Source organism: Sphingomonas sp. FW306-1B-B10E (genome assembly GCF_058782005.1).
Genome location: NZ_JBYSXG010000008.1, coordinates 1 through 19,710 on the forward strand (window position 1 = coordinate 1; position 19,710 = coordinate 19,710).

The window sequence follows — 19,710 nt, forward strand, 5'->3', positions numbered from 1 at the left end:
CCCCCCCCCCCCCCCCCGCGGCGCTAAGCGCCGCTCTACCCCTCACCAAGCTACGCTAGGCAGCAAGCTGCCAAGCTGCGCTATCCTCTCCCCTAGCAAGGGGAGAGGGAAGTTTGGCTGAAGTCGTTACAAACTATTGGAGGCGTAACGACCTGGGCGATCGAAGGCTGCGTCAGCGCGTCAGCGTTTGTCGATGGGGACGTATTCGCGCTGGGTCGGGCCGGTGTAGAGCTGGCGCGGGCGGCCGATCTTCTGCTCGGGGTCCGAGATCATCTCGTTCCACTGCGCAACCCAGCCGACAGTGCGGGCGAGCGCGAACAATGCCGTGAACATCGTCGTCGGGAAGCCGATCGCCGAAAGGATCACGCCCGAATAGAAATCGACGTTGGGGAACAGCTTCTTCTCGACGAAATAATCGTCCTTGAGCGCCATTTCCTCGAGCTGGAGCGCGACTTCGAACACCGGATCCGTGACGTTCAGTTCCTTGAACACTTCGCGAACGGTCTTCTGCATCACGGTCGCGCGCGGATCGTAGTTCTTGTAGACGCGGTGACCGAAGCCCATCAGGCGGAACGGATCGTTCTTGTCCTTGGCGCGCGCGATGAACTCGGGAATGCGCTCGGGACGGCCGATCTCGTGGAGCATGTTGAGCGCCGCCTCGTTGGCGCCGCCATGCGCCGGGCCCCACAGGCAGGCAATGCCCGCCGCGATGCAGGCGAACGGATTGGCGCCCGACGAGCCGGCGAGACGCACGGTCGAGGTCGAGGCGTTCTGCTCATGATCGGCGTGGAGAATGAAGATGCGGTCGAGCGCCTTCTCGACCACCGGGTTCACTTCATACTTCTCTGCGGGCACGCCGAAGGTCATGCGCAGGAAGTTGCCGGTATAGCTGAGGTCGTTGTCCGGATAGAGGAACGGCTGGCCGACGCTGTACTTGTACGCCATCGCCGCGATCGTCGGCATCTTGGCGATCAGCCGGTGCGACGCGATCATGCGCTGCTTTGGATCGGTGATGTCGGTCGAATCGTGGTAGAAGGCCGAAAGCGCGCCGGCGACGCCGCACATCACCGCCATCGGATGCGCATCGCGACGGAAGCCGCGATAGAAGGTTGCCAGCTGCTCGTGGAGCATCGTGTGGCGCGTGATCGTGGTGTTGAACTTCGCCAGCTCTTCCGCGCCCGGCAGCTCGCCGTTGAGCAGCAGATAGGCGACTTCCATGAAGCTCGACTGCTCGGCGAGCTGGCCGATCGGATAGCCGCGGTGAAGCAAAACGCCTTCGTCGCCGTCGATATAGGTCAGGCCCGATTCGCACGAAGCGGTCGACGTGAAGCCGGGATCGTAGGTGAACTTGCCGGTCTGGGCATAAAGCTTGCGGATGTCGACGACGTCGGGGCCGACGCTGCCCGTGAGGATCGGGTATTCGACTTCCTTACCCGGAACCTGAAGCTTCGCGGTGTCGCTCATACACGTCGTCCTTGTCTGGCCCGATCAGGCGGGCTTGGTCATTTGATCGGCGATGCGGGCCAGGCTCTCTTCCCGTCCCAGCAATGCCAGAACGTCGAAGATGCCCGGAGAGGTCTTCCGCCCAACGAGTGCCGCGCGCAAAGGCTGCGCGACGGCGCCGAGCTTGACCCCCGCATCGTCGGCGACGGTGCGTACCGCCGCTTCGAGCGTCTCCGTATCCCAGCTTCCGGCCGCGTCAAGCGCGACATGAATCCGAAACAGGAGCGCAGGCGCATCGCCCGCGAGCAAAGCGCTGGCGCCCTCGTCGAGTTCCAGCGGGCGCGTCCTGAAAAGGAACATCGCGCCTTCAGCGATCTCGTTCAAATTCGCGGCGCGCGGCTTGAGCGACGGCATCGCCGCCTGAAGCAGGGTCGATTGCGCCTCGGAGATTTCCAGCGGCAGCCGCTGGGCGACGAGCGCGGCGAGGCGTCCGTCATCGGCCTGACGGATATAATGGCCGTTGAGGTTTTCGAGCTTCTTGAGGTCGAAGCGCGACGGGCTGCGGCCGACGCCGGCCAGATCGAACCACTCGACTGCCTGTTCCCGGCTGATGATCTCGTCGTCGCCATGCCCCCAGCCGAGGCGCAACAGGTAGTTCGACACCGCCTCCGGCAGCAGCCCGAGCGCATCGCGATATTCGTCGACCGCGACCGCGTTCTTGCGCTTCGACATCTTGGTGCCGTCGGGATTGAAGATCAGCGGGATGTGCGCATAGGTCGGGTCGTCCCAGCCCCCCTCTATCGCGTTCATCGCTCGGTAGATCGGCAGCTGGCGGAAGGCGTTGTTGAGGTGATCGTCGCCGCGAATGACGTGGGTGACGCCCATGTCGTGATCGTCGACCACCACTGCGAGCATATAGGTCGGCGTGCCGTCCGAGCGGAGCAGGACCATGTCGTCGAGCTCGCTGTTGTTGACGGTGACCGCGCCCTGGACCTGGTCCTCGATCGTGACACTGCCCTCGCGCGGCGCCTTGAGGCGCAGGACGAAGGGCGCGCCTTCTGGGGCCTCGCTCGCGTCGCGGTCGCGCCAGCGGCCGTCATAGCGCAGCGGCTGCTTGTTGGCGCGCTGCTCGGCGCGCATCGCCTCGAGCTCCTCGGCGGTCGCGAAACACTTATAGGCGTGGCCGTTGGCGAGCATCTGGTGCGCGACCTCGGCGTGGCGCGCTGCGCGGGCGAACTGGTAGACTTCCTCGCCGTCCCATTCGAGATCGAGCCAGCGCATCCCGTCGAGGATCGCGGCGATCGCCGGCTCGGTCGAGCGCGCGCGATCGGTATCCTCGATGCGCAGCAGGAACTTGCCGCCGTGGTGGCGGGCGAACAGCAGGTTGAACAAGGCGGTGCGCGCACCGCCGATATGGAGGTACCCGGTAGGCGAGGGCGCGAAGCGCGTGACGACGGGCTTGCCGCCGGTATCAGATGTTGCGCTCAACCGCGCGTGCTCCCAGACTGTGAAATCGATGGCCAGCTCAGCCGCCGAGGCCCCTAGCACGGGGTTGCCCGCCCTTCAAATGGGGGCGCGGACGGCGCTTCGCCATGGCAATCGCCGTATCGAGGAATGGCTCGAGGCCGAGCGCGAGCAATTGGTGCTGTGGCTGCCGGTGATGCTCGGGGCCGGGATCACCGCGTGGTTCGTGCTGCCCGATGCCACGCGCTGGATCGGGTTCATCCTCGGCGGGCTCGCGCTGGCGCTGGTGGCGATCGCGCTGCCGGGTGGGGGCAGGGCGCCGCGGGTGGTGGCGATCGCCGGCGTGGTATTGGCCGCGGGGTGCGTGCTGATCTGGTGGCGGAGCGAACGCGTCGCCGCGCCGGTGCTCGCGCGTCCGGCGGTAGTGATCGTCACCGGCCGCGTCGAGCGGGTAGAGCAGCTTCCGGCGCGCGAGATGGTGCGCATCACCTTGGCGCCGCTCGGGCATGCCGACCTGCCGCCGCGGCTGCGCGTCAACCTCGCCGAGGCCGATTCGGTGGCGGGGATCGCGCGCGGTGCGGTGATCCGGCTGCGCGCGCGGCTGATGCCGCCGCCGAGCGCCGCGGTGCCCGGCGCCTATGATTTCGCCCGCGTCGCCTGGTTCGCCGGGCTCGGCGCGACGGGCAAGGGCTTCGCGCCCGTCGAGGTGGTCGCCCCCGCCGCCGCGCCGGGCGCCGATCTGCGGACGCGGCTCTCCGCGCATATCCAGTCGCGGATCGCGGGGAGCGGCGGCGGGATCGCCAGCGCGCTCGCCACCGGCGACCAAGGCGCGATCGCCGAGGCGGATTCGGACGCGATGCGGCGCTCGGGGCTCGCGCATCTGCTGTCGGTGAGCGGGCTCCACGTCACTGCCGTGACCGCGGCGGCGATGCTGCTGGTGCTGCGGCTGCTCTCGCTTAGCCCGACACTTGCCTTGCGCTGGCGGCTGCCGCTCGTCGCAGCGGGGGCGGGCGCGCTGGCGGCGATCGGCTATACCTGGCTGACCGGCGCCGAAGTGCCGACGATCCGCTCGTGCGCGGCGGCGTTGCTCGTCCTGCTTGCGCTCAGCCTCGGGCGCGAGGCGATCACCTTGCGGCTGGTCGCGGCGGGCGCGTTCGTCGTGTTGCTGCTCTGGCCCGAGGCGCTGGCCGGGCCGAGCTTCCAGCTGAGCTTCGCCGCGGTGACCGCGATCGTCGCGCTTCATGAGAGTCCGCGCGTCCGCGGCTGGTTCAAGCCGCGCGAAGAAGGGCGCGGCCGGCGCCTGCTGCGCAGCCTCGCCTCGCTGCTGCTCACCGGCGTCGCGGTCGAGCTCGCGCTGATGCCGATCGGGCTGTTCCACTTCCACAAGGCCGGGATCTACGGCGCGCTCGCCAATATCGTCGCGATCCCGCTGACCACCTTCGTGATCATGCCGCTCGAGGCGCTGGCGCTGGCGCTCGACCTTGGCGGGATCGGCGGGCCGGTCTGGTGGCTGACTGCGCGGGCGCTCGACCTGCTGCTCTGGCTCGCGCACACCACTGCCTCGGCGCCGGGGGCAGTCGCGGCGCTGCCGGCGATGCCGGCCGGGGCCTATGCGCTGATCGTCGCGGGCGGGCTGTGGGTTGCCTTGTGGCGCACGCGGGTGCGCTGGGCGGGCACGATACCGTTCGCAATCGGGCTGGGCTGGGCGCTGCTCACCCCGCCGCCCGACCTGCTGGTCACGGGCGACGGCCGCCACCTCGCAATCCGCATGGCCAATGGCGAGATGGCGCTGCTGCGCGACCGCGCCGGCGATTATACCCGCGCGATGCTCGGCGAGAATAGCGGCGCCGAGGATGGGCAACTCGCGTTGCTCTCCGAGGTGTCGGGGGCGCGGTGCAGTCCCGATCTTTGCCTGGTCGAAGTGACGGCGGGCGCGCGGCGCTGGCGGGTGCTCGCGACGCGCAGCGGCTATATGGTATCGTGGCGAGAGATGGTTGCTGCGTGCGCCGCCGCCGACGTGGTGGTCAGCGAACGCCGCCTGCCGCCGGACTGCCACCCGCACTGGCTGCGGCTGGACCGCGACACGCTGGCGCACACGGGGGGCGTGGCAATCAATTTCGCCGATGCCCGGGTACGGACCGTTCGGGGCGGCGGATCGCATCCCTGGCTCGCCCCGCTGACCGTGCAGCCGCCGTACCAGGGCGCTACGCCAGCGAAGGCGAGGTGGCGCAACTCCCGTCAGATGAGGACCTTCGCTCGCGAACGGACCCCATCCCGACCCAGCGTCAGGTAAAAACTGCCCAGCGCTGTTCAGGCCGTGCCGGGGGCCTGGCTGACCTGATGCTCCTCAGGGAGAGGGGGCTCAGACGCGCCCGCTCCTCAATACCGTCGCAGCAGTCCCGCCAGCCGGCCCTGTACGCGCACCTGATCGGGGCGGTAGCGCTGGGCGCTATAGTCGCGGTTCGCCGGGTCGAGGCGGACCATTGCGCCTTCCTTGCGGAAATATTTGAGCGTCGCCTCGCTATCGTCGATCAGTGCGACGATGATCTCGCCGTCGCGCGCAGTCTCGGTGCGGCGGATCAGCGCATAGTCGCCGTCGAGAATGCCTGCCTCGACCATCGAATCGCCGGCCACTTCGAGCGCATAATGTTCGCCCGAGCCGAGCAGCGCCGCGGGGACGGGAAGCATCGAAGCACCTTCGAGCGCCTCGATCGGGGTGCCCGCGGCGATGCGGCCGTGGAGCGGGATCTCGATCACGTCGTTGGCCGGTGTTGGTGGCGTGGCCTTTGCGGGTGCCGAAGTTGTCAAAGTTGCGGGCTGCGCGCCGTCGCCCTTGGCCGGCTTCTTGACGTCGCCGCGCTCGGGCATACGGAGCACTTCGAGCGCGCGCGCACGATTGGGCAGGCGCCGGATGAACTCGCGTTCCTCGAGCGCGCTGATCAGCCGGTGCACGCCCGACTTGGACTTGAGGTCGAGCGCTTCCTTCATTTCCTCGAACGAAGGCGAAACGCCGGTCTCGGCCAAGCGATCGGCAATGAAGCAGATGAGCTCGTGCTGCTTGCGGGTGAGCATCCCAATCCTCCTGTCCAGAACAGACACGGAACGTTTATGCAATGTTCCTGGCGCTTGTCAAGCGAGGTCGAGGATTTCCACCGAGTCGCCGGTTTGCGCCGTCGGCGCATGGGGTTCGCGGATGACGAGACAAGTCGCGCGGGCGAGCGCCTGGAGCATCGCACTGTCCTGCAATGTCGAGGCGAAGACCCGGTCGCCGCGCATCTCGGCGCGGAGATAATCGGTGCGCTCGCCATTGGCCGGTAGCGGCTCGCCGAGCGTTGCGGTGCGCGTTCGCGGCAGCGGATCGGCGGCGCCGGCGAGGTGCGCGACGAGCGGGCGGACGAAGAGCAATGCCGTGACGAACGCCGAGACCGGGTTGCCCGGCAGGCCGAGCACGATCAAGTCCCCGCGCTTGCCTGCCATCATCGGCTTGCCCGGGCGCAGCGCGATTCGCCAGAAGTCGATCGCCGCACCCGCGGCGACCAGCGCCGGGCGGACGAGATCGTGATCGCCGACCGACGCGCCGCCGCTGGTGACCAGCAGGTCGGCATCGACGGCGCGAAAGGCGCGCTCGAGCACATCCTGGCGATCGGGCAGGATGCCGAGGTCGATCAATTCGACGGGCAGATCGGCGAGCTGCGCGGCGAGCATCAGCCGGTTGGTTTCGGGAAGCTGGGACTCACCGATGGGGCTGCCCGGCGCGACCAGCTCGTCACCGGTCGCGGCGATCGCGACGCGGATCTTGCGACGCACCGCGAGCTGGCCGTGCCCCGCGGTGCCGGCCAATGCCAGGCGCGCGGGGGTGAGGCGTTGGCCGGCACGGACGAGCAGGTCGCCCTCGGAGAAATCGAGGCCGCGGCGGCGGACGTTGCGCCCTTGCGATGGCGGGCCTTCGCCGGCGAGGCGGAGGGTGTCGCCTTCGCGCTCCGCTTCTTCCTGGACCAGCACGGTGTCGCTACCCGGCGGCAGCGGCGCACCGGTGAAGATCCGCACCGCCTCGCCCGAGCCCAGGGTGCCGGCGAAGCCGCGGCCGGCGGCGCTCTCGCCGATCACGCGCCACGGGCCCGGCAGGTCGGCGAAGCGGAGCGCATAGCCGTCCATCGCGGAAAGGTCGGTGCTGGGCTGGGTCCGCAAGGCGCGCAGATCGGCTGCTGCCCAACGCCCGCCGGTGGCCGCAAGCGGGACGTGCTCGGTCGGTAGCGGCAACGCCAGCGCGAACAGCCGCGACCAGACCTGGTCGAGAGGGAGGAGCGGGGACATCGCGTCAGCCATGGCCGCGAAGGCGGGCGCGACGCAAGCGCTAGGTTCGTGCGACCTGCGTACCTGCGGACGCGCCTGCCAGCCCCATTTCAGGCACCCCATCTTGTGCGATGATGCGCCGGAACCGCGGCATTGCCGAAGCACGGCGGTCACCGAAGAGCTGATGCGCCATGGCAATCCCGCCGAGAGCGACGATCGATCCGCCGAGCAGGTCGACCATATAGTGGCCACCGACTGGAACTGCCGCTAGCCACATGAGCCCATTGATCGCGACCAGCGGGATCCGCAACCAGCCGGCTTCGCGCCAGGCGGCCCAGACATAGAGGATCGCCATCGTGCCATGAAAGCTCGGGAAGGTAACGATCCCTTCCAGTTCGAGAAGGTTGATTGGTCCTGGCGCGCCGCTGCGCAGGTTTGCGATGGCCCGGCCATAGCTTTCCGCATTTGCAGGAAATGCGCTGCCTGTTGGCCAATAATGCGCGAAGGCGGCGCGGGCGGGGAAGAAATGGAAGATCACCACGGTTACTGCGAGCGCGAGCCCATAAGCAGTAAGAAACAGATAGATACGTTCCGGACGGTCGCTCCTGCTCAGCAGGAACAGAATCAGCAACGGCATCCACGCGAAACTCGAATAAGCCATCTCCAGGACGTGCAATATCGCCGGCCAGGCTTCCGCCGCGGCCCGGGCCGCTGGCCAGCGGAAGCCCAACGCGTCGTCCGCACGGTCGAGCAATGCGTCGGAAAAGCCGGAGGAGTGCCGCATCGACACATAGGTCAGTACCGCTCCCAAAGTGCCGGAAATCACGAGGATCACGGCACCTTCCAGGAAGCGCACCAATCCAGCCTGCGTCGAGAAGGTGTGGGGAGGCCGGAGGAGACAGACGAGCGCGCCGGTCGCCATTGCGACTGCCCACAGGATCGAGTCGGCGGCGAGCGACAGGCTGGAGAGGCCGCAGAGCAGGATCGCCAGCAAGGCGGCGACGCCCAAGGCACACCAAAGAATGTTGCGATTTGCGCTGTGCATGACGATCCCCCGGCCTGCGAGGTAGCGCCCTACGTATTAATACTGGGTTCCCGGAGGTGCCCGCGCCGCTGTGTCGACGCTCCGATCCCTAGCCAGGCTCAGCGCGGCGTCTGTCCGCTCGATACGAGGCTCAGCTCGCGCGGGCGCAGCGGCAGGCGGAATTCGCAGAGGATGCGGTTGTGCCGCGATTCGATGACGTTGGCCGGTCCGCCGCCGATTTCGGGAAGAGACACCCAGAGCTGGGCGCCGGGCGCGAACATCGCACGGGTCTCGAGCTCGACGAGGTGCGCCGTCAGGCCGCGGACGCGGGCATTCCACCAGCGCACGCCTTCGCGGACGCTGGCGGGCGCGTCGAGGCGGATCGCGTGCTTGTCGGGGATCAGGCCGTCGCCCTCGGGATTGAGCGGCGTGGGCGCGACGGCGGGAGCCGCGCTGGCCTGCGCGCGCTGGACGTGGCGTAGCCACGGCATCAGCGTCTGCCAGCCTAGCTCTTCGTTGAAGGCGATGCCGGCATGGCCGTCCTGCGTCCAGCGGACTACGCCGTCGAGCGGGCGGAGCGTATCGAAGGTCAGCTGCACGGCGTCGCCGATCGCCAGATCGAGCTTGGTCTCGATGCCGACGCCGCCCTGCGAGATGTTGCGGGTGCGTGCGTGCTCGACCTTGCTTCCTGCGCGGATCGAGACGAGCTGGTTCACCTCGACGCGCGGCATGCTGCGGCGCTCGGCGGGGAGGTTCGCCAGCGTCCGCGCCAGCGTGGCGATGATGTCGATCGGCTCGTCGAAGAGGAAGCCGATCTCGCCCTCGGCGCGCCAGTCGATCGTGCCCGGGATCGCCTGGCCGCTGATCATTTCGAGACACAGAGGCTCAGCCTCGGCGAGCGCTGCGTCGATCTGGAGCGTGGCGCCTGCCGACGATAGCCGCTGAAGCGAGCAGGGGAGGCGCACCTCGTCGCCAACGAGGAAGGCCGTATCGAACGCGGCCTGCGCGTCGGGCTGCTGGCGGACCGCCTGGGGACGTTCGGCCGACAGCGAGAAAATCGTGGCCGACCTGAGTGCTTGAATCATCCTGCTTTTCCAACGCGGCCCCGGGGCGAGCAATGCTTAAGCGGCCTGAAAGCCAGGTTAATCAAAGCGGTTGTAGAATCCCTAATTCGCGGGACAGCTTGAGCGGGACGCCGCGAAGGCTTGGCCAAGGGCGCGTCAGGCGGACCAGTCGCCGGACTTGCCGCCCTTCTTCGACACGAGGCGGATTCCGGCGATTACCATTGCCTTGTCGAGCGCCTTGGCCATGTCGTAGACCGTCAGCAGTGCGACGCTCGCGGCGGTGAGCGCCTCCATCTCGACTCCGGTCTTGCCTTCGGTTGCCGCAGTGGCGGTCACGGTGACGCCGGTCTCATCGAGCGCGAGATCGACGGCCACGCGGGTGAGGGGCAGCGGATGGCACAATGGTATCAACTCGGCGGTCCGCTTGGCCGCCATGATTCCCGCGATCCGTGCGGTGGCGAGGACGTCGCCCTTCCTGCTGCTGCCGTCGCGGATCGCCGCAGCGGCTTCGCGCGACATCGTGATGCGGCCCGTGGCGACTGCCTCGCGCGCGGTGACGGGCTTGCCGGCGACATCGACCATGCGCGCGGCGCCGGTTTCATCGAGGTGGGTGAGAGTCATGCGCTCCTTCTCCCCTTGTGGGAGAAGGAAGGGGCCCGCTCGCGAAGCGAGTGGGAAGGATCAGGGGGCGTGAGTCTCACTCCCCCTCACCCTTCCGCCGACTAAGTCGGCTCCCTCCCTCTCCCACAAGGGGAGAGGGATAGGGGACGCCAGCCCGCTCACCCGACCAGCGCCCGCGTCGCGGCTTCGACATCGTCCTGCCGCATCAGCGATTCGCCGATCAGGAAGCAGCGGATGGCGTGCTCGGCCATCGCGTCGAGATCGGCGCGGCTAGTGAGGCCGGATTCGGCCACGAACGTGCAATCTTTCGGCGCGTGCCGGACAAGCTCGTAGGTTTTCTGAAGATCGACTTCGAACGTCTTCAAGTTGCGATTGTTGACGCCGATCAACCGCGACTTGAGCCGGAGCGCGCGTTCGAGTTCGTCGGCATCGTGGACCTCGACCAAAACGTCCATGCCCTGCTCGATCGCGGCGGCCTCGATCTCGGCCATCGCCGTGTCGTCGAGCGCGGCGACGATGATCAGGATCGCGTCGGCGCCGATCGACCGCGATTCCGCGACCTGCCAGGGATCGACCATGAAATCCTTGCGGATCACCGGAAGGTCGCACGCGGCGCGCGCGGCGATCAGATAGTCCTCATGCCCCTGGAAATATTCCTGATCGGTGAGCACCGACAGGCAGGCTGCGCCACCCGCCTGATAGGCCCGGGCATGCGCGGGTGGATCAAAATCTTCTCGAATCAAACCCTTGGATGGGCTTGCTTTCTTGATCTCTGCAATCAATCCGTAGCCGCCCTGGGCAACCTTCGCCACGATCGCCGCCTCGAACCCGCGCGGCGGCGAGGGCGCGGCGCGGTCGATCGGCGCGGCGCGGCGCGCCGCGACCTCACGGCGCTTGGTGGCGAGAATGGTGTCGAGGATCGTGCTCATGCGAAGGCGATCCAGCAGTCGAGCAGGGCATTGGCAAGCCCGGCATCGATCACCTCGGCGGCTTCCTCGACGCCGTCGACGAGGCTGTCGGCGCGCCCGGCGACCATCAAAGCGGCGGCGGCATTGAGCAAGACGGCGTCGCGATACGCGCCGGTCTCCCCGAGCAGCAGGCGGCGCAAGGCGAGCGCATTGTGTTCGGGATCGCCGCCGCGGATCGCCGCAAGCGGGTGGTGGGGCAGCCCGGCATCCTCGGGCGTGATCCGCGTCGGCAGGCGCGCGCTGCCGACATTGACGAGGATACTCGCGCCTTCGGTGGAGAGCTCGTCGAGGCTCTCCTCGCCCGACACGACCGCCGCCGCCTCCGCCCCGAGCTGGAGCAACGCCTCGGCGTAGATCGGTGCGTAATCGGGCCGGGCGATGCCGATCAGCTGGCGCGTGACGTGCGCGGGATTGGCGAGCGGACCCATCAGGTTGAAGATCGTCCGCCGGCCGATGCGGCGGCGCAACGGGCCGATCCGGGCCATTGCCGGGTGGTGATGCTGTGCGAAGAGAAAGGCAATGCCGAGCTCGTGCAGGCTCTCCTCGGCGCGTGCGGCGGCGCGATCCAGGTTGAGGCCCAAAGCCTCGAGCGTGTCGGCGGCGCCGGCCTTGGACGATGCGGCGCGGTTGCCGTGCTTGGCGACGGGGACGCCGCACGCCGCGACGACGAGGCTGACCGCAGTCGAGACGTTGAGCGTGTGATGGCCATCGCCGCCCGTCCCGCAGACGTCGATCGCGCCCGGCGGCGCGCTGATCGGGATGAGCCGGTTGCGCATCGCGCGCGCGGCCTCGGCGATTTCGATGCTGGTCTCGCCGCGAATGCTGAGGGCAACCAGGAATGCTTCGATCTCGGCCTCGGGCACGCTGCCGTCCAGGATGTCCGCAAAAGCCTGCGCCGCGCTCTCGCGGGCGAGCGGCGATGAAGGATCGGGGAGGAGTGTCGACACGGTCACGCCGCCTCTATTCCGGCGCGGCGGGGCTGAGTCGAGCAAATCCTGCTGACGCGGAGGCAAGCAGCACTGTGCAGTTTCGCGACCACGCCCGGGACTGTGGCGCATGACGAAGTTGACACGATCGCGAGTTTTGCTTGGAAAGCGCCATGTTTGCGCCTGGAACGCGGCACTAACGCCACCGCGACGCGACACTGGCGCGCCCTCTGCGCGTCACTTGCGCTACGCCCACGCGCCACGCGCGCTACGCCCAAACTACGGTGAGGCAACGCCAAGGCGACAGTGTTGCGCCGCCCGCGCGACGCGGGCGTTTTCGCGACGAAACCATGGAGGTTTGCGAGATTGAGATCTGACCGGTGCATGTCCCACCGGAAGCAGAGCAAATCCAACTTCTCAAGCGCGTCAACTTGCAGCCGGGCCCTCTCGCCCCTCCCAACGAATAGCATTGGCGGCCCCTTGTTATCGTGGATACATGCTATCCTCGCATCGTGTGAGATCGCGCTGGGCGACGAAATGAAGGAGAAGAAAATGCGCAGTCTCTTGGCGATCGGCGTCGTGGCGAGCCTGGCAGCCTGCGCGCACAAGCCGCCCGCGATGACCGACATGCGCGTGACCTATGCCTGCGATCGCGCGCCGGGAATCATCGTGGCCTATGCGGGCGAGACCGCGCGGATCCTGACGCCCGCGAGCGACCAGGAAGTGCTATTGCAGCGCAAGCCGACGAAATCGGGCTTCTGGTATGAGAGTCCGACCCACAGCATCCGCGGCAAGGGCAAGCGGATCACCTATGCCGTCGGGCGGATGGTGCCGATGACCTGCACCGGGTCCTGAGCCTCAAGCCAGCGCCTTTGCTTCGATGCCGGCAAGGCGCAGGAAATTGGCGAGCATCGCATGGCCGTGCTCGGTCGCGATGCTCTCGGGGTGGAACTGGACGCCGTGGATCGGCAGCGCGCGGTGGCGGAAGCCCATTACCGAGGCATCGTCGGCGGTGGCGTTGACCACGAGATCGTCGGGAATGTCGGTGACGATCAGCGAATGATAGCGAGTCGCGGTGAAGGGCGAGGGGAGGCCGGCGAACAGTCCCGTGCCGTCATGCTCGACCGGGCAGGTCTTGCCGTGCATCAGCCCGCCGCGCACCACCTGGCCGCCGAAATGCTGGCCGATCGCCTGGTGGCCGAGGCAGACGCCGAGCAGGGGCTTCCGCAGTTCGGCGCAGGCGGCGACTAGGTCCAGGCTGATGCCGGCTTCGTTGGGTGTGCACGGGCCTGGCGAGATCAGGAAGGCCTGGGCGTTGCTGGCGATCGCGTCGCGCGCAGTGAGCGCGTCGTTGCGGACGACCTGCACTTCGGCGCCCAACTCCATCAGATAATGGACGAGGTTCCAGGTGAAGCTGTCGTAATTGTCGAGGACGAGGATCATGCAGGTCCGGTTAAGGCGTTTCGCGCGATCGGACAATTGCCTTGGCGCGGCCATGATGGGGCGGCAACGCGGGGCACACAGAGGCGTTGTACGCGATCTAAGGAGTTTCCATGCTTACCACCTTGTTCCTGGCCGCCCTGTTGACCGCGCCGGCCGCGCCGCAGGATGCCGGCGCCCAGAACGGCCCGCCCAAGCGCGTGCGCTCGATCCTGCTCTATGGCGAAGAGAAATGCCCGAAGGCGGCGAGCCCCGACGAAGTGGTGGTGTGCGCCAATGCCGGCGAATCGCCGTATCGAATCCCCAAGCGCTTCCGCAACCAGCCCGACGAAGGCGCCGCCGCCCAGGCCTGGACCAATCGCGTCGAGACGGTCGAGAAGTTCAACCGCGCCGGCCTGCCCAACAGCTGCTCGCCCGTGGGGACAGGCGGACAGACCGGCTGCACCCGCGCGGCGATCCAGCAATGGTATCAGGAGCGGCTCGACGCCAAGGCCAAGGCCGCGCGAGTGACGGGGCCGGGGGATTGATTGGTATTTCCTTCTCCCCTTGTGGGAGAAGGAAGGGGGCCCGCTCGATGAAATCGAGTGGGAAGGATGAGGGGCGACGTCGCCTGCTACGACTCCCCTCACCCTTCCGCCGATTTCATCGGCTCCCTCCCTCTCCCACAAGGGGAGAGGGAAGTTGTTACTGCCCGAAGCCTGCTTCGCTGGCCCTCGCCACGGCTTCGCGTGCGGCGGCGAACAGCGCGCCGGCTTTGGCCTCGCATTCGCGCTGTTCATATTCCGGGTTCGAGTCGGCGACGATGCCGGCGCCGGCCTGGACGTGCATCACCCCGTCCTTGACCAGGGCAGTGCGCAGCACGATGCAGCTGTCCATCGATCCGTCGGGGGAGAAATAGCCGACGCCGCCCGCATACGGCCCGCGCGTCTCTGGCTCGAGTTCGGCGATGATCTGGCAGGCGCGGACCTTGGGCGCGCCGCTCACCGTGCCTGCAGGGAAGCCCGCGAACAGCGCGTCGAGCGCGTCGCTGCCGGGACGCAGGCGGCCCACGACATTCGAGACGATGTGCATGACGTGGCTGTAGAATTCGACGGTATAGCTGTCGGTGACCTTGACGCTGCCCGCCTCGGCCGCGCGGCCGACATCGTTGCGGCCGAGATCGAGCAGCATCAGATGCTCGGCGCGCTCCTTGGGGTCGGCGAGCAGGCTGGTGCGGTTGGCCTCGTCCTCCGCCGCGGTCTTGCCGCGGGGGCGGGTGCCGGCGATCGGGCGGATCGTGATCTCGCCGTCGCGCGCGCGCACGAGGATTTCGGGGCTCGATCCGGTGAGCGTGAAGCCGGGCAAATCGAGATGGTAGAGGAAGGGCGAGGGGTTCACGCGGCGGAGTGCGCGATAGAGCTCGAACGGCGGCAGTGCGAAAGGCGTGGTAAAGCGCTGGGCGAGCACGACCTGGAAGATGTCGCCGGCGGAAATATAGTCCTTCGCCCTGGCGACCATCTCGCCATAGCGGCCGGGTTCGAGCACCGGGCTGGGCTCGACCGCTTCGGGCTCGGCGCGAACCGGCGGCGGCAGCGGTGCCGTGGCGAGCCGCGCGGCGGTCGCCTCGATCCGCTCGGCTGCGGCGTCGACCAAAGCCTGGGGCGGACGCGCGAGATCTGGCCAGACCGGCGCGACGAGGAACAAGGTGTCGGCGAGTCGGTCGAAGATGAGGATCACCGTCGGGCGCACGAACATCATGTCGGGGACGCCGACCGGATTGGCCGGCGGACGCGGCAGCTTCTCGACCAGCCCGACGGTCTCGTAGCTGAAATAGCCGACGAGGCAGGCGAGCGCGCGCGGCAGCTCGTGCGGGACGTCCATCCGGCAATCGGCGACAAGTTCGCGCAGCGCTTCGAGCGCCGGCGCCCCGCACGGCACGAAGGCGTCGCGCTCGGTCAGCCAGCGCGCATTGATCGCGGCACTGCCCTCGGTCGCCCGGAAGACCAAGTCGGGCGCGAGCCCGATCAGGCTGTGGCGCCCGCGCACCGATCCGCCCTCGACCGATTCAAGCAGGAAGTCGCCGCGGCCGGGCTCGATCAGCTTGAGCGCCGCGGCGACCGGCGTCTCGGTGTCAGCAACCTCGCGGCGCCACAGCAAGGCGGGACGGACGGCGGCGAGCGCCGCCCGTGCGGCTTCGACGCCTTCGATCACTTCAGCGCGCCGAGCCCGAGCGGGACAGGTCGGCACGCAAAGCGGCGATCGCCTTCTCGTTGCGCGTCACGTTGAGGTGGTTGCGGATCGACGCGATGAACTGGCGCGCGAACTCCGGGCCGACCTGCGGCGCGATGCCGCCGCGCACCCGCTGGGTCGCCGCGGGGTCGTTCGCTGCGCTGTGCTCCTCGATCGAGTCGAGATAGACGACGTAGAAGCCCTCGCGATTGGGACCTTCGACCAGCTTGGCTTTCTTTGGCGCCATGCTGAACGCCATTTGGAGATACGGCGCCATGTTCGGGCCGAGCACGTCCTGGCGCTTGAAGTCGAAGGGCTTGGGCGGCGGGCCCTTGGTCACGCCGGCCTCGGCCAGCGCCTGCTGCATCGGCACGCCCTTTTCGAGCTTGGCGATCATCGCGGTGGCCACGGCCCGCGCCTTGGTCAGCGCCTGGTCGACGAGATAGTCCTTCACGACGCGCTCGCGGATCTGCGCGAGCGGGCGCGGTGCGGCAGCGACGATGCTCTCCAGCTTGACCAGGGCGAAGCTGCCGTCGGCGGCGATTTGCACCACCTGCGGCTCGTCGCCGGCCTGCTCGATCGCGAAGCCGGCGCGCATCACTGCGACCAGCGCCGGATCGGGCTTGAAATTGGGATCGTCGGGGTTGGCGCCGGCGGCGGTGAGCGCGGGGCTGCGCATGGCGGTGAGCTTGGCGTCGGCAACCGCCTCGTCGAAGGTCTTGCCGTCACCGACGCCGTCGTCGATCGACTGACGCAGCGCGGCGGTCGCCTCGGCGAGCTTGCGCGCGCCGATCTCGGTGGCAAGCTCGGGGCGCGCCTGGTCGAGCGTCTTGGCGGCGACCTGCTCGACCTTGGTCACGCGGTAGACGAGCCAGCTGGACCCGATCTTGACCGGGCCGACCAACGCGTTCGGCGCCGCGGCGAAGGCGGCATCGGCAAAGGCCTGCGAAACCTGCCCGGCAACTGCGGGCTTTTCGAGCGCAGTCAGCGTGCGCGCCTCGAGGCCCGAGGCCGTGGCCGCGGCAGGCAGCGCGCCGGCCTTGGCCTTGGCGGCGACCTGCCCAGCGGTGTTCTGGTCGAGCGCGGTGACGAGCTCGATCGTGCGCTTCTGCGTGGCGGCGAAGCGATTGCCCGCCTTCTTGTACGCGTCGGCGATCTCGGCGTCGGTGGCGGCAGTCTGCGCCTTGAGCGTATCGGGCTTGACCATCGCGAAGCGGACGATGCGGCGCTCCGGCACCGTATAGCGCAAGCGCTTGCTATTGTACCAGGCAGTCAGGGTCTTGTCGTCGGGATCGGCGCCGGGATCCATCGCAATCGTCGAGACGAGGCCGACGATGCCAGTGCGGCGCTCGAGCAGCAGCGAGGCATAAGGCAGCACGACGCCGTCGGGGATCTGGCTACCCAGCGTGCCGCGGTTCACCAGCCAATTGGCATAACGCTCGTTGGTAAGCTGGTCGCGGAAGCTGACCGGCGATATACGGTTCTGCGACAGCAGATTGTTGAACTGCGACTGGCTGAACTTGCCGTCGAGCCCGAGAAAAGCCGGATTGCTGGCGATCTCACCGTCGATCAGCCGCTTGCTCACCTGCATGTCCGCGGACTTTGCGAACTCTACCACGGCGGCGCCGTTGATCATCTCGTCGATCGCAAGCTCGAGCCCGCCCTGGGCGAGGAACTGCTGCATCGTGACGTTCTGGCCGTCGCGCTGGAGATTGCGCAGGAACAGGTCGATCCGCTCGCGCACTTCGCGATCGGTGATCTTGCGGCTGCCCACCTTCGCGACGACGTCGCCCCCGCTGCCACTCGCCCCGTTCGACCGTATTCCGGTGATGTCCCCCGCCGCGAAGGCAAGCGCGATCAGCGCGAGGAACACGAACACCGCGATCAGGCCGAAGCGCGACTTGGTGAAACGACGGAAGGAATCGAGCATGAAGGGCCGTTCGAAAGAGGAATCCGGCGTGCTTTAGGGCGCTCGGTGCCCGCCTTCAAGCTTGTGCAGCGCGCGGGGCTTGGTATCGGCTGCGGACAACAAGAGGGAGTGGGACATGCGCCGCAAGCTGGTCGCCGGAAACTGGAAGATGCACGGGCTGAAGGCGCAGCTGGGCGAGGTCGAGGCTATCGCCGCGGCCACTGCGGCGTCGCCCGGGGTCGACGTCGCCTTGTGCGTGCCGTTCACCCTGATCGCGCCGGCAGTGGCGGTCGCGGGTACGCTGCCGATCGGTGCGCAGGATGTCCATGAGGCCGAGAAGGGGGCGCATACCGGCTGCATTTCCGCCGCGATGCTGCGCGAGGCGGGCGCGACGCTGACGATCGTAGGCCATTCGGAGCGCCGCGCCGACCAGCACGAGACCAGCCACGACGCCTGGGCCAAGGCGGCGGCGGCGCGCCGCGGCGGGCTGCGGGTGATCCTGTGCTGCGGCGAGACCGAGGCCGAGCACGATGCGGGCAGGGCGGAACGCATCGTCCAGTCGCAGATCGAGAAGTCGCTGCCCGAAGGCGCGCACGGCGACTGGCTGACGCTGGCCTATGAGCCGCGCTGGGCGATCGGCACCGGCAAGACCCCCACGCTCGACGAGATCGGCTCGATGCACGCGATTGCGCGCGCCAAGCTGCGGACGATGGTTGGCGAGGCTGCCGACGGCATCAGCATCCTCTACGGCGGATCGGTGACCGGCGCGAATGCTGCGGACATCCTCGCGGTCGACAATGTCGACGGCGCGCTGGTCGGCGGCGCAAGCCTCACTGCCGACAAGTTCGTGCCGATCATTCGGGCTGCGGCGTCGCTTTCCTGATCTCGCCGAGAGTCAGCAGCGCGGTGAGGCTGGACGCAGCGGCGAGCGCGGCGCCTACCAGCGCACCGCCGTGGAAGGCGGCGATCAGCCCGGCGCCCGCGCTCGAGATCACGGCGCCGGCGATGGCCGTGGCGATCAGCCCGCCGGTGCGCGCGATCGCGCTGTTGAAGCCCGAGGCGGTGCCGCTGTGCGTGTCGTCGACCGAGGCGAGCACTGCGGTGGTGAGCGGCGCGGCGACGCTCGACATGCCGATCGCGATGACGAGGCAGCCGGGGAAGACCGAGCTCCAATAAGGCGCGCTCTGATCAACGCGGACGAGCAAGGCGAAGCCGATCGCGACGATGGCGGCGCCGATCGTCAGCGGCCAGCGGGGCCCGAGCCGCGCGGTCAATCGGCCCATCACGCGCGAGGCCATGCCCATGCCGAGCGGCATCGGCAGGAGGGCAAGCCCCGCCTGGAGCGCGGTATAGCCGGCGGCCTGGATCAGCACATAGGGCAGGAGGAGCAGCATCCCGCCGAGCGCGCCGTAGAGCAGGAAAGTGAGCAAGGTGAGGCCGGCAAAGGCGCGCGAGCCGAACATCGCGACCGGCATCATCGCCCGGCTGCCGCGGTGGTGCTCGATCCACAGGAAGAGTAAGACGGCGAGCAGGCCCGCGGCGAGGCCGATCGCGACCGAGGTGTCGAAGCTGTGGTGGCTCGACCACAAGGTCAGCCCCCAGGTGAGCGCTCCGAGCGCCAGCGTCGCGGCGAAGGCGCCCGGCAGGTCGAGCGGCAATTCGCCCTCCGAGCTCTCCTCGACGTAGCGAAGCGCGATGAAGATCGCCGCGGCGGCGACCGGGATATTGACATAGAAAATTGCGCGCCAGCCGATCGCGTCGACCAGCCATCCGCCGAGCGGCGGGCCGACCGCGCCGGCGATCGCGCCGACCCCCGCCCAGGTGCCTATCGCCTTGCCGCGCGCCTCGCCGGTAAAGGCGTGGCTCAGCGTGGCGAGGCTGTTGGGGAGCAGGATCGCCGCGCCGACGCCCTGCACCGCGCGTGCCGCGAGGAGCAGCGTCAGGTCGGCGGCGATTGCGCAGGCGACCGAGGCGAGCGCGAAGATAGCAATGCCGAGGACGAGTAAGCGCCGCCGGCCGAAATGGTCGCCCGCCGCGCCGCCGACTAGCAGCAGCGCCGAGAGAGGCAGAAGATATGCGTTGATCGTCCATTGAAGTTCGGCCGGCGTCGCGTCGAGATCGGCGCCGATCGCGGGCAGTGCGACATTGGTCACCGAGCCGTCGATGAAGGCGAGGCTGGACGCGAGGATGCAGGCGACGAGGGTGAGCCTCGAATGGGCGGCGGACATGCGCTCACGCTAGCAGCATTATGGGTGTTGCGGGAGCGTCGGCGAACGTCGGCGAACCTGCGATTCAAGCCGCTGAAATGCTGCAGGAAACGCAATCCTCGGCAGGTTCGCTGCTATATTTG

At 68.2% G+C, this 19,710-nt stretch carries 17 protein-coding genes; 4 read left to right on the forward strand and 13 right to left on the reverse strand.

All coding sequences use genetic code 11. The features are described 5' to 3' along the window. Nucleotides 1-180: 180 nt before the first annotated feature. Both AC3WJI_RS04700 and gltX read right to left on the reverse strand, forming a co-directional pair. The gene (locus AC3WJI_RS04700; protein ID WP_492756090.1) at nt 181-1,464 is read right to left on the reverse strand and encodes a citrate synthase; all 1,284 of its coding nucleotides are present in this window, start codon (nt 1,462-1,464) and stop codon (nt 181-183) included. Nucleotides 1,465-1,488: 24 nt separating this feature from the next. Then, nucleotides 1,489-2,931, reverse strand: a complete 1,443-nt coding sequence (gene gltX / locus AC3WJI_RS04705; protein WP_492756091.1) for a glutamate--tRNA ligase — start codon at nt 2,929-2,931, stop codon at nt 1,489-1,491. Between the two features lie 79 nt (nt 2,932-3,010). On the opposite strand from gltX, the gene AC3WJI_RS04710 reads away from it, so the two are divergent. After that, on the forward strand, nt 3,011-5,200 hold the full coding sequence (locus AC3WJI_RS04710; RefSeq protein ID WP_492756178.1) for a ComEC/Rec2 family competence protein: 2,190 nt from the start codon (nt 3,011-3,013) through the stop codon (nt 5,198-5,200). Nucleotides 5,201-5,286: 86 nt separating this feature from the next. Here AC3WJI_RS04710 and lexA read toward each other — a convergent pair whose 3' ends face one another. The 7 genes from lexA to trpD form a co-directional block, all read right to left on the reverse strand. Next, nucleotides 5,287-5,979, reverse strand: coding sequence for a transcriptional repressor LexA (gene lexA, locus AC3WJI_RS04715; protein WP_492756092.1), 693 nt, complete (start codon nt 5,977-5,979; stop codon nt 5,287-5,289). Between the two features lie 57 nt (nt 5,980-6,036). Further along, the gene (locus AC3WJI_RS04720; RefSeq protein WP_492756093.1) at nt 6,037-7,221 is read right to left on the reverse strand and encodes a molybdopterin molybdotransferase MoeA; all 1,185 of its coding nucleotides are present in this window, start codon (nt 7,219-7,221) and stop codon (nt 6,037-6,039) included. 40 nt (nt 7,222-7,261) lie between these two features. Then, nucleotides 7,262-8,209: a phosphatase PAP2 family protein gene (locus tag AC3WJI_RS04725; protein WP_492756094.1), complete on the reverse strand. Its 948-nt coding sequence runs from the start codon at nt 8,207-8,209 to the stop codon at nt 7,262-7,264. A gap of 134 nt (nt 8,210-8,343) precedes the next feature. Then, a complete protein-coding gene (locus AC3WJI_RS04730) occupies nt 8,344-9,309 on the reverse strand; it encodes a PilZ domain-containing protein (RefSeq protein ID WP_492756095.1) in 966 nt (321 codons plus the stop codon). A gap of 135 nt (nt 9,310-9,444) precedes the next feature. Beyond that, nucleotides 9,445-9,909, reverse strand: a complete 465-nt coding sequence (moaC, locus tag AC3WJI_RS04735; RefSeq protein ID WP_492756096.1) for a cyclic pyranopterin monophosphate synthase MoaC — start codon at nt 9,907-9,909, stop codon at nt 9,445-9,447. Between the two features lie 158 nt (nt 9,910-10,067). Next, a complete protein-coding gene (trpC, locus tag AC3WJI_RS04740; protein WP_492756097.1) occupies nt 10,068-10,838 on the reverse strand; it encodes an indole-3-glycerol phosphate synthase TrpC in 771 nt (256 codons plus the stop codon). Then, nucleotides 10,835-11,830 (reverse strand): anthranilate phosphoribosyltransferase, encoded by a 996-nt coding sequence (gene trpD, locus AC3WJI_RS04745; RefSeq protein WP_492756098.1) that lies wholly within the window; start codon nt 11,828-11,830, stop codon nt 10,835-10,837. The genes trpC and trpD overlap by 4 nt, the downstream gene beginning before the upstream one ends. A gap of 525 nt (nt 11,831-12,355) precedes the next feature. Between trpD and AC3WJI_RS04750 the strand changes: the two genes are divergently transcribed. Then, nucleotides 12,356-12,658 (forward strand): hypothetical protein, encoded by a 303-nt coding sequence (locus tag AC3WJI_RS04750; RefSeq protein ID WP_492756099.1) that lies wholly within the window; start codon nt 12,356-12,358, stop codon nt 12,656-12,658. 3 nt (nt 12,659-12,661) lie between these two features. Here AC3WJI_RS04750 and AC3WJI_RS04755 read toward each other — a convergent pair whose 3' ends face one another. Next, nucleotides 12,662-13,246, reverse strand: a complete 585-nt coding sequence (locus AC3WJI_RS04755) for an anthranilate synthase component II (RefSeq protein ID WP_492756100.1) — start codon at nt 13,244-13,246, stop codon at nt 12,662-12,664. Nucleotides 13,247-13,356: 110 nt separating this feature from the next. On the opposite strand from AC3WJI_RS04755, the gene AC3WJI_RS04760 reads away from it, so the two are divergent. After that, on the forward strand, nt 13,357-13,770 hold the full coding sequence (locus tag AC3WJI_RS04760) for a hypothetical protein (protein ID WP_492756101.1): 414 nt from the start codon (nt 13,357-13,359) through the stop codon (nt 13,768-13,770). A gap of 157 nt (nt 13,771-13,927) precedes the next feature. On the opposite strand, the gene trpE is transcribed toward AC3WJI_RS04760, so the two are convergent. Beyond that, on the reverse strand, nt 13,928-15,433 hold the full coding sequence (gene trpE / locus AC3WJI_RS04765) for an anthranilate synthase component I (protein ID WP_492756102.1): 1,506 nt from the start codon (nt 15,431-15,433) through the stop codon (nt 13,928-13,930). A 1-nt stretch (nt 15,434) separates the two neighbouring features. Then, a complete protein-coding gene (locus AC3WJI_RS04770; protein ID WP_492756103.1) occupies nt 15,435-17,381 on the reverse strand; it encodes a peptidylprolyl isomerase in 1,947 nt (648 codons plus the stop codon). Between the two features lie 115 nt (nt 17,382-17,496). Between AC3WJI_RS04770 and tpiA the strand changes: the two genes are divergently transcribed. Then, complete coding sequence (tpiA, locus tag AC3WJI_RS04775) at nt 17,497-18,243, forward strand: triose-phosphate isomerase (protein ID WP_492756104.1); 747 nt, start codon at nt 17,497-17,499, stop codon at nt 18,241-18,243. Here the strand turns inward: tpiA and AC3WJI_RS04780 are convergent. Beyond that, nucleotides 18,215-19,588: an MFS transporter gene (locus AC3WJI_RS04780; protein WP_492756105.1), complete on the reverse strand. Its 1,374-nt coding sequence runs from the start codon at nt 19,586-19,588 to the stop codon at nt 18,215-18,217. The genes tpiA and AC3WJI_RS04780 overlap by 29 nt on opposite strands. Between the last annotated feature and the right edge of the window lie 122 nt (nt 19,589-19,710).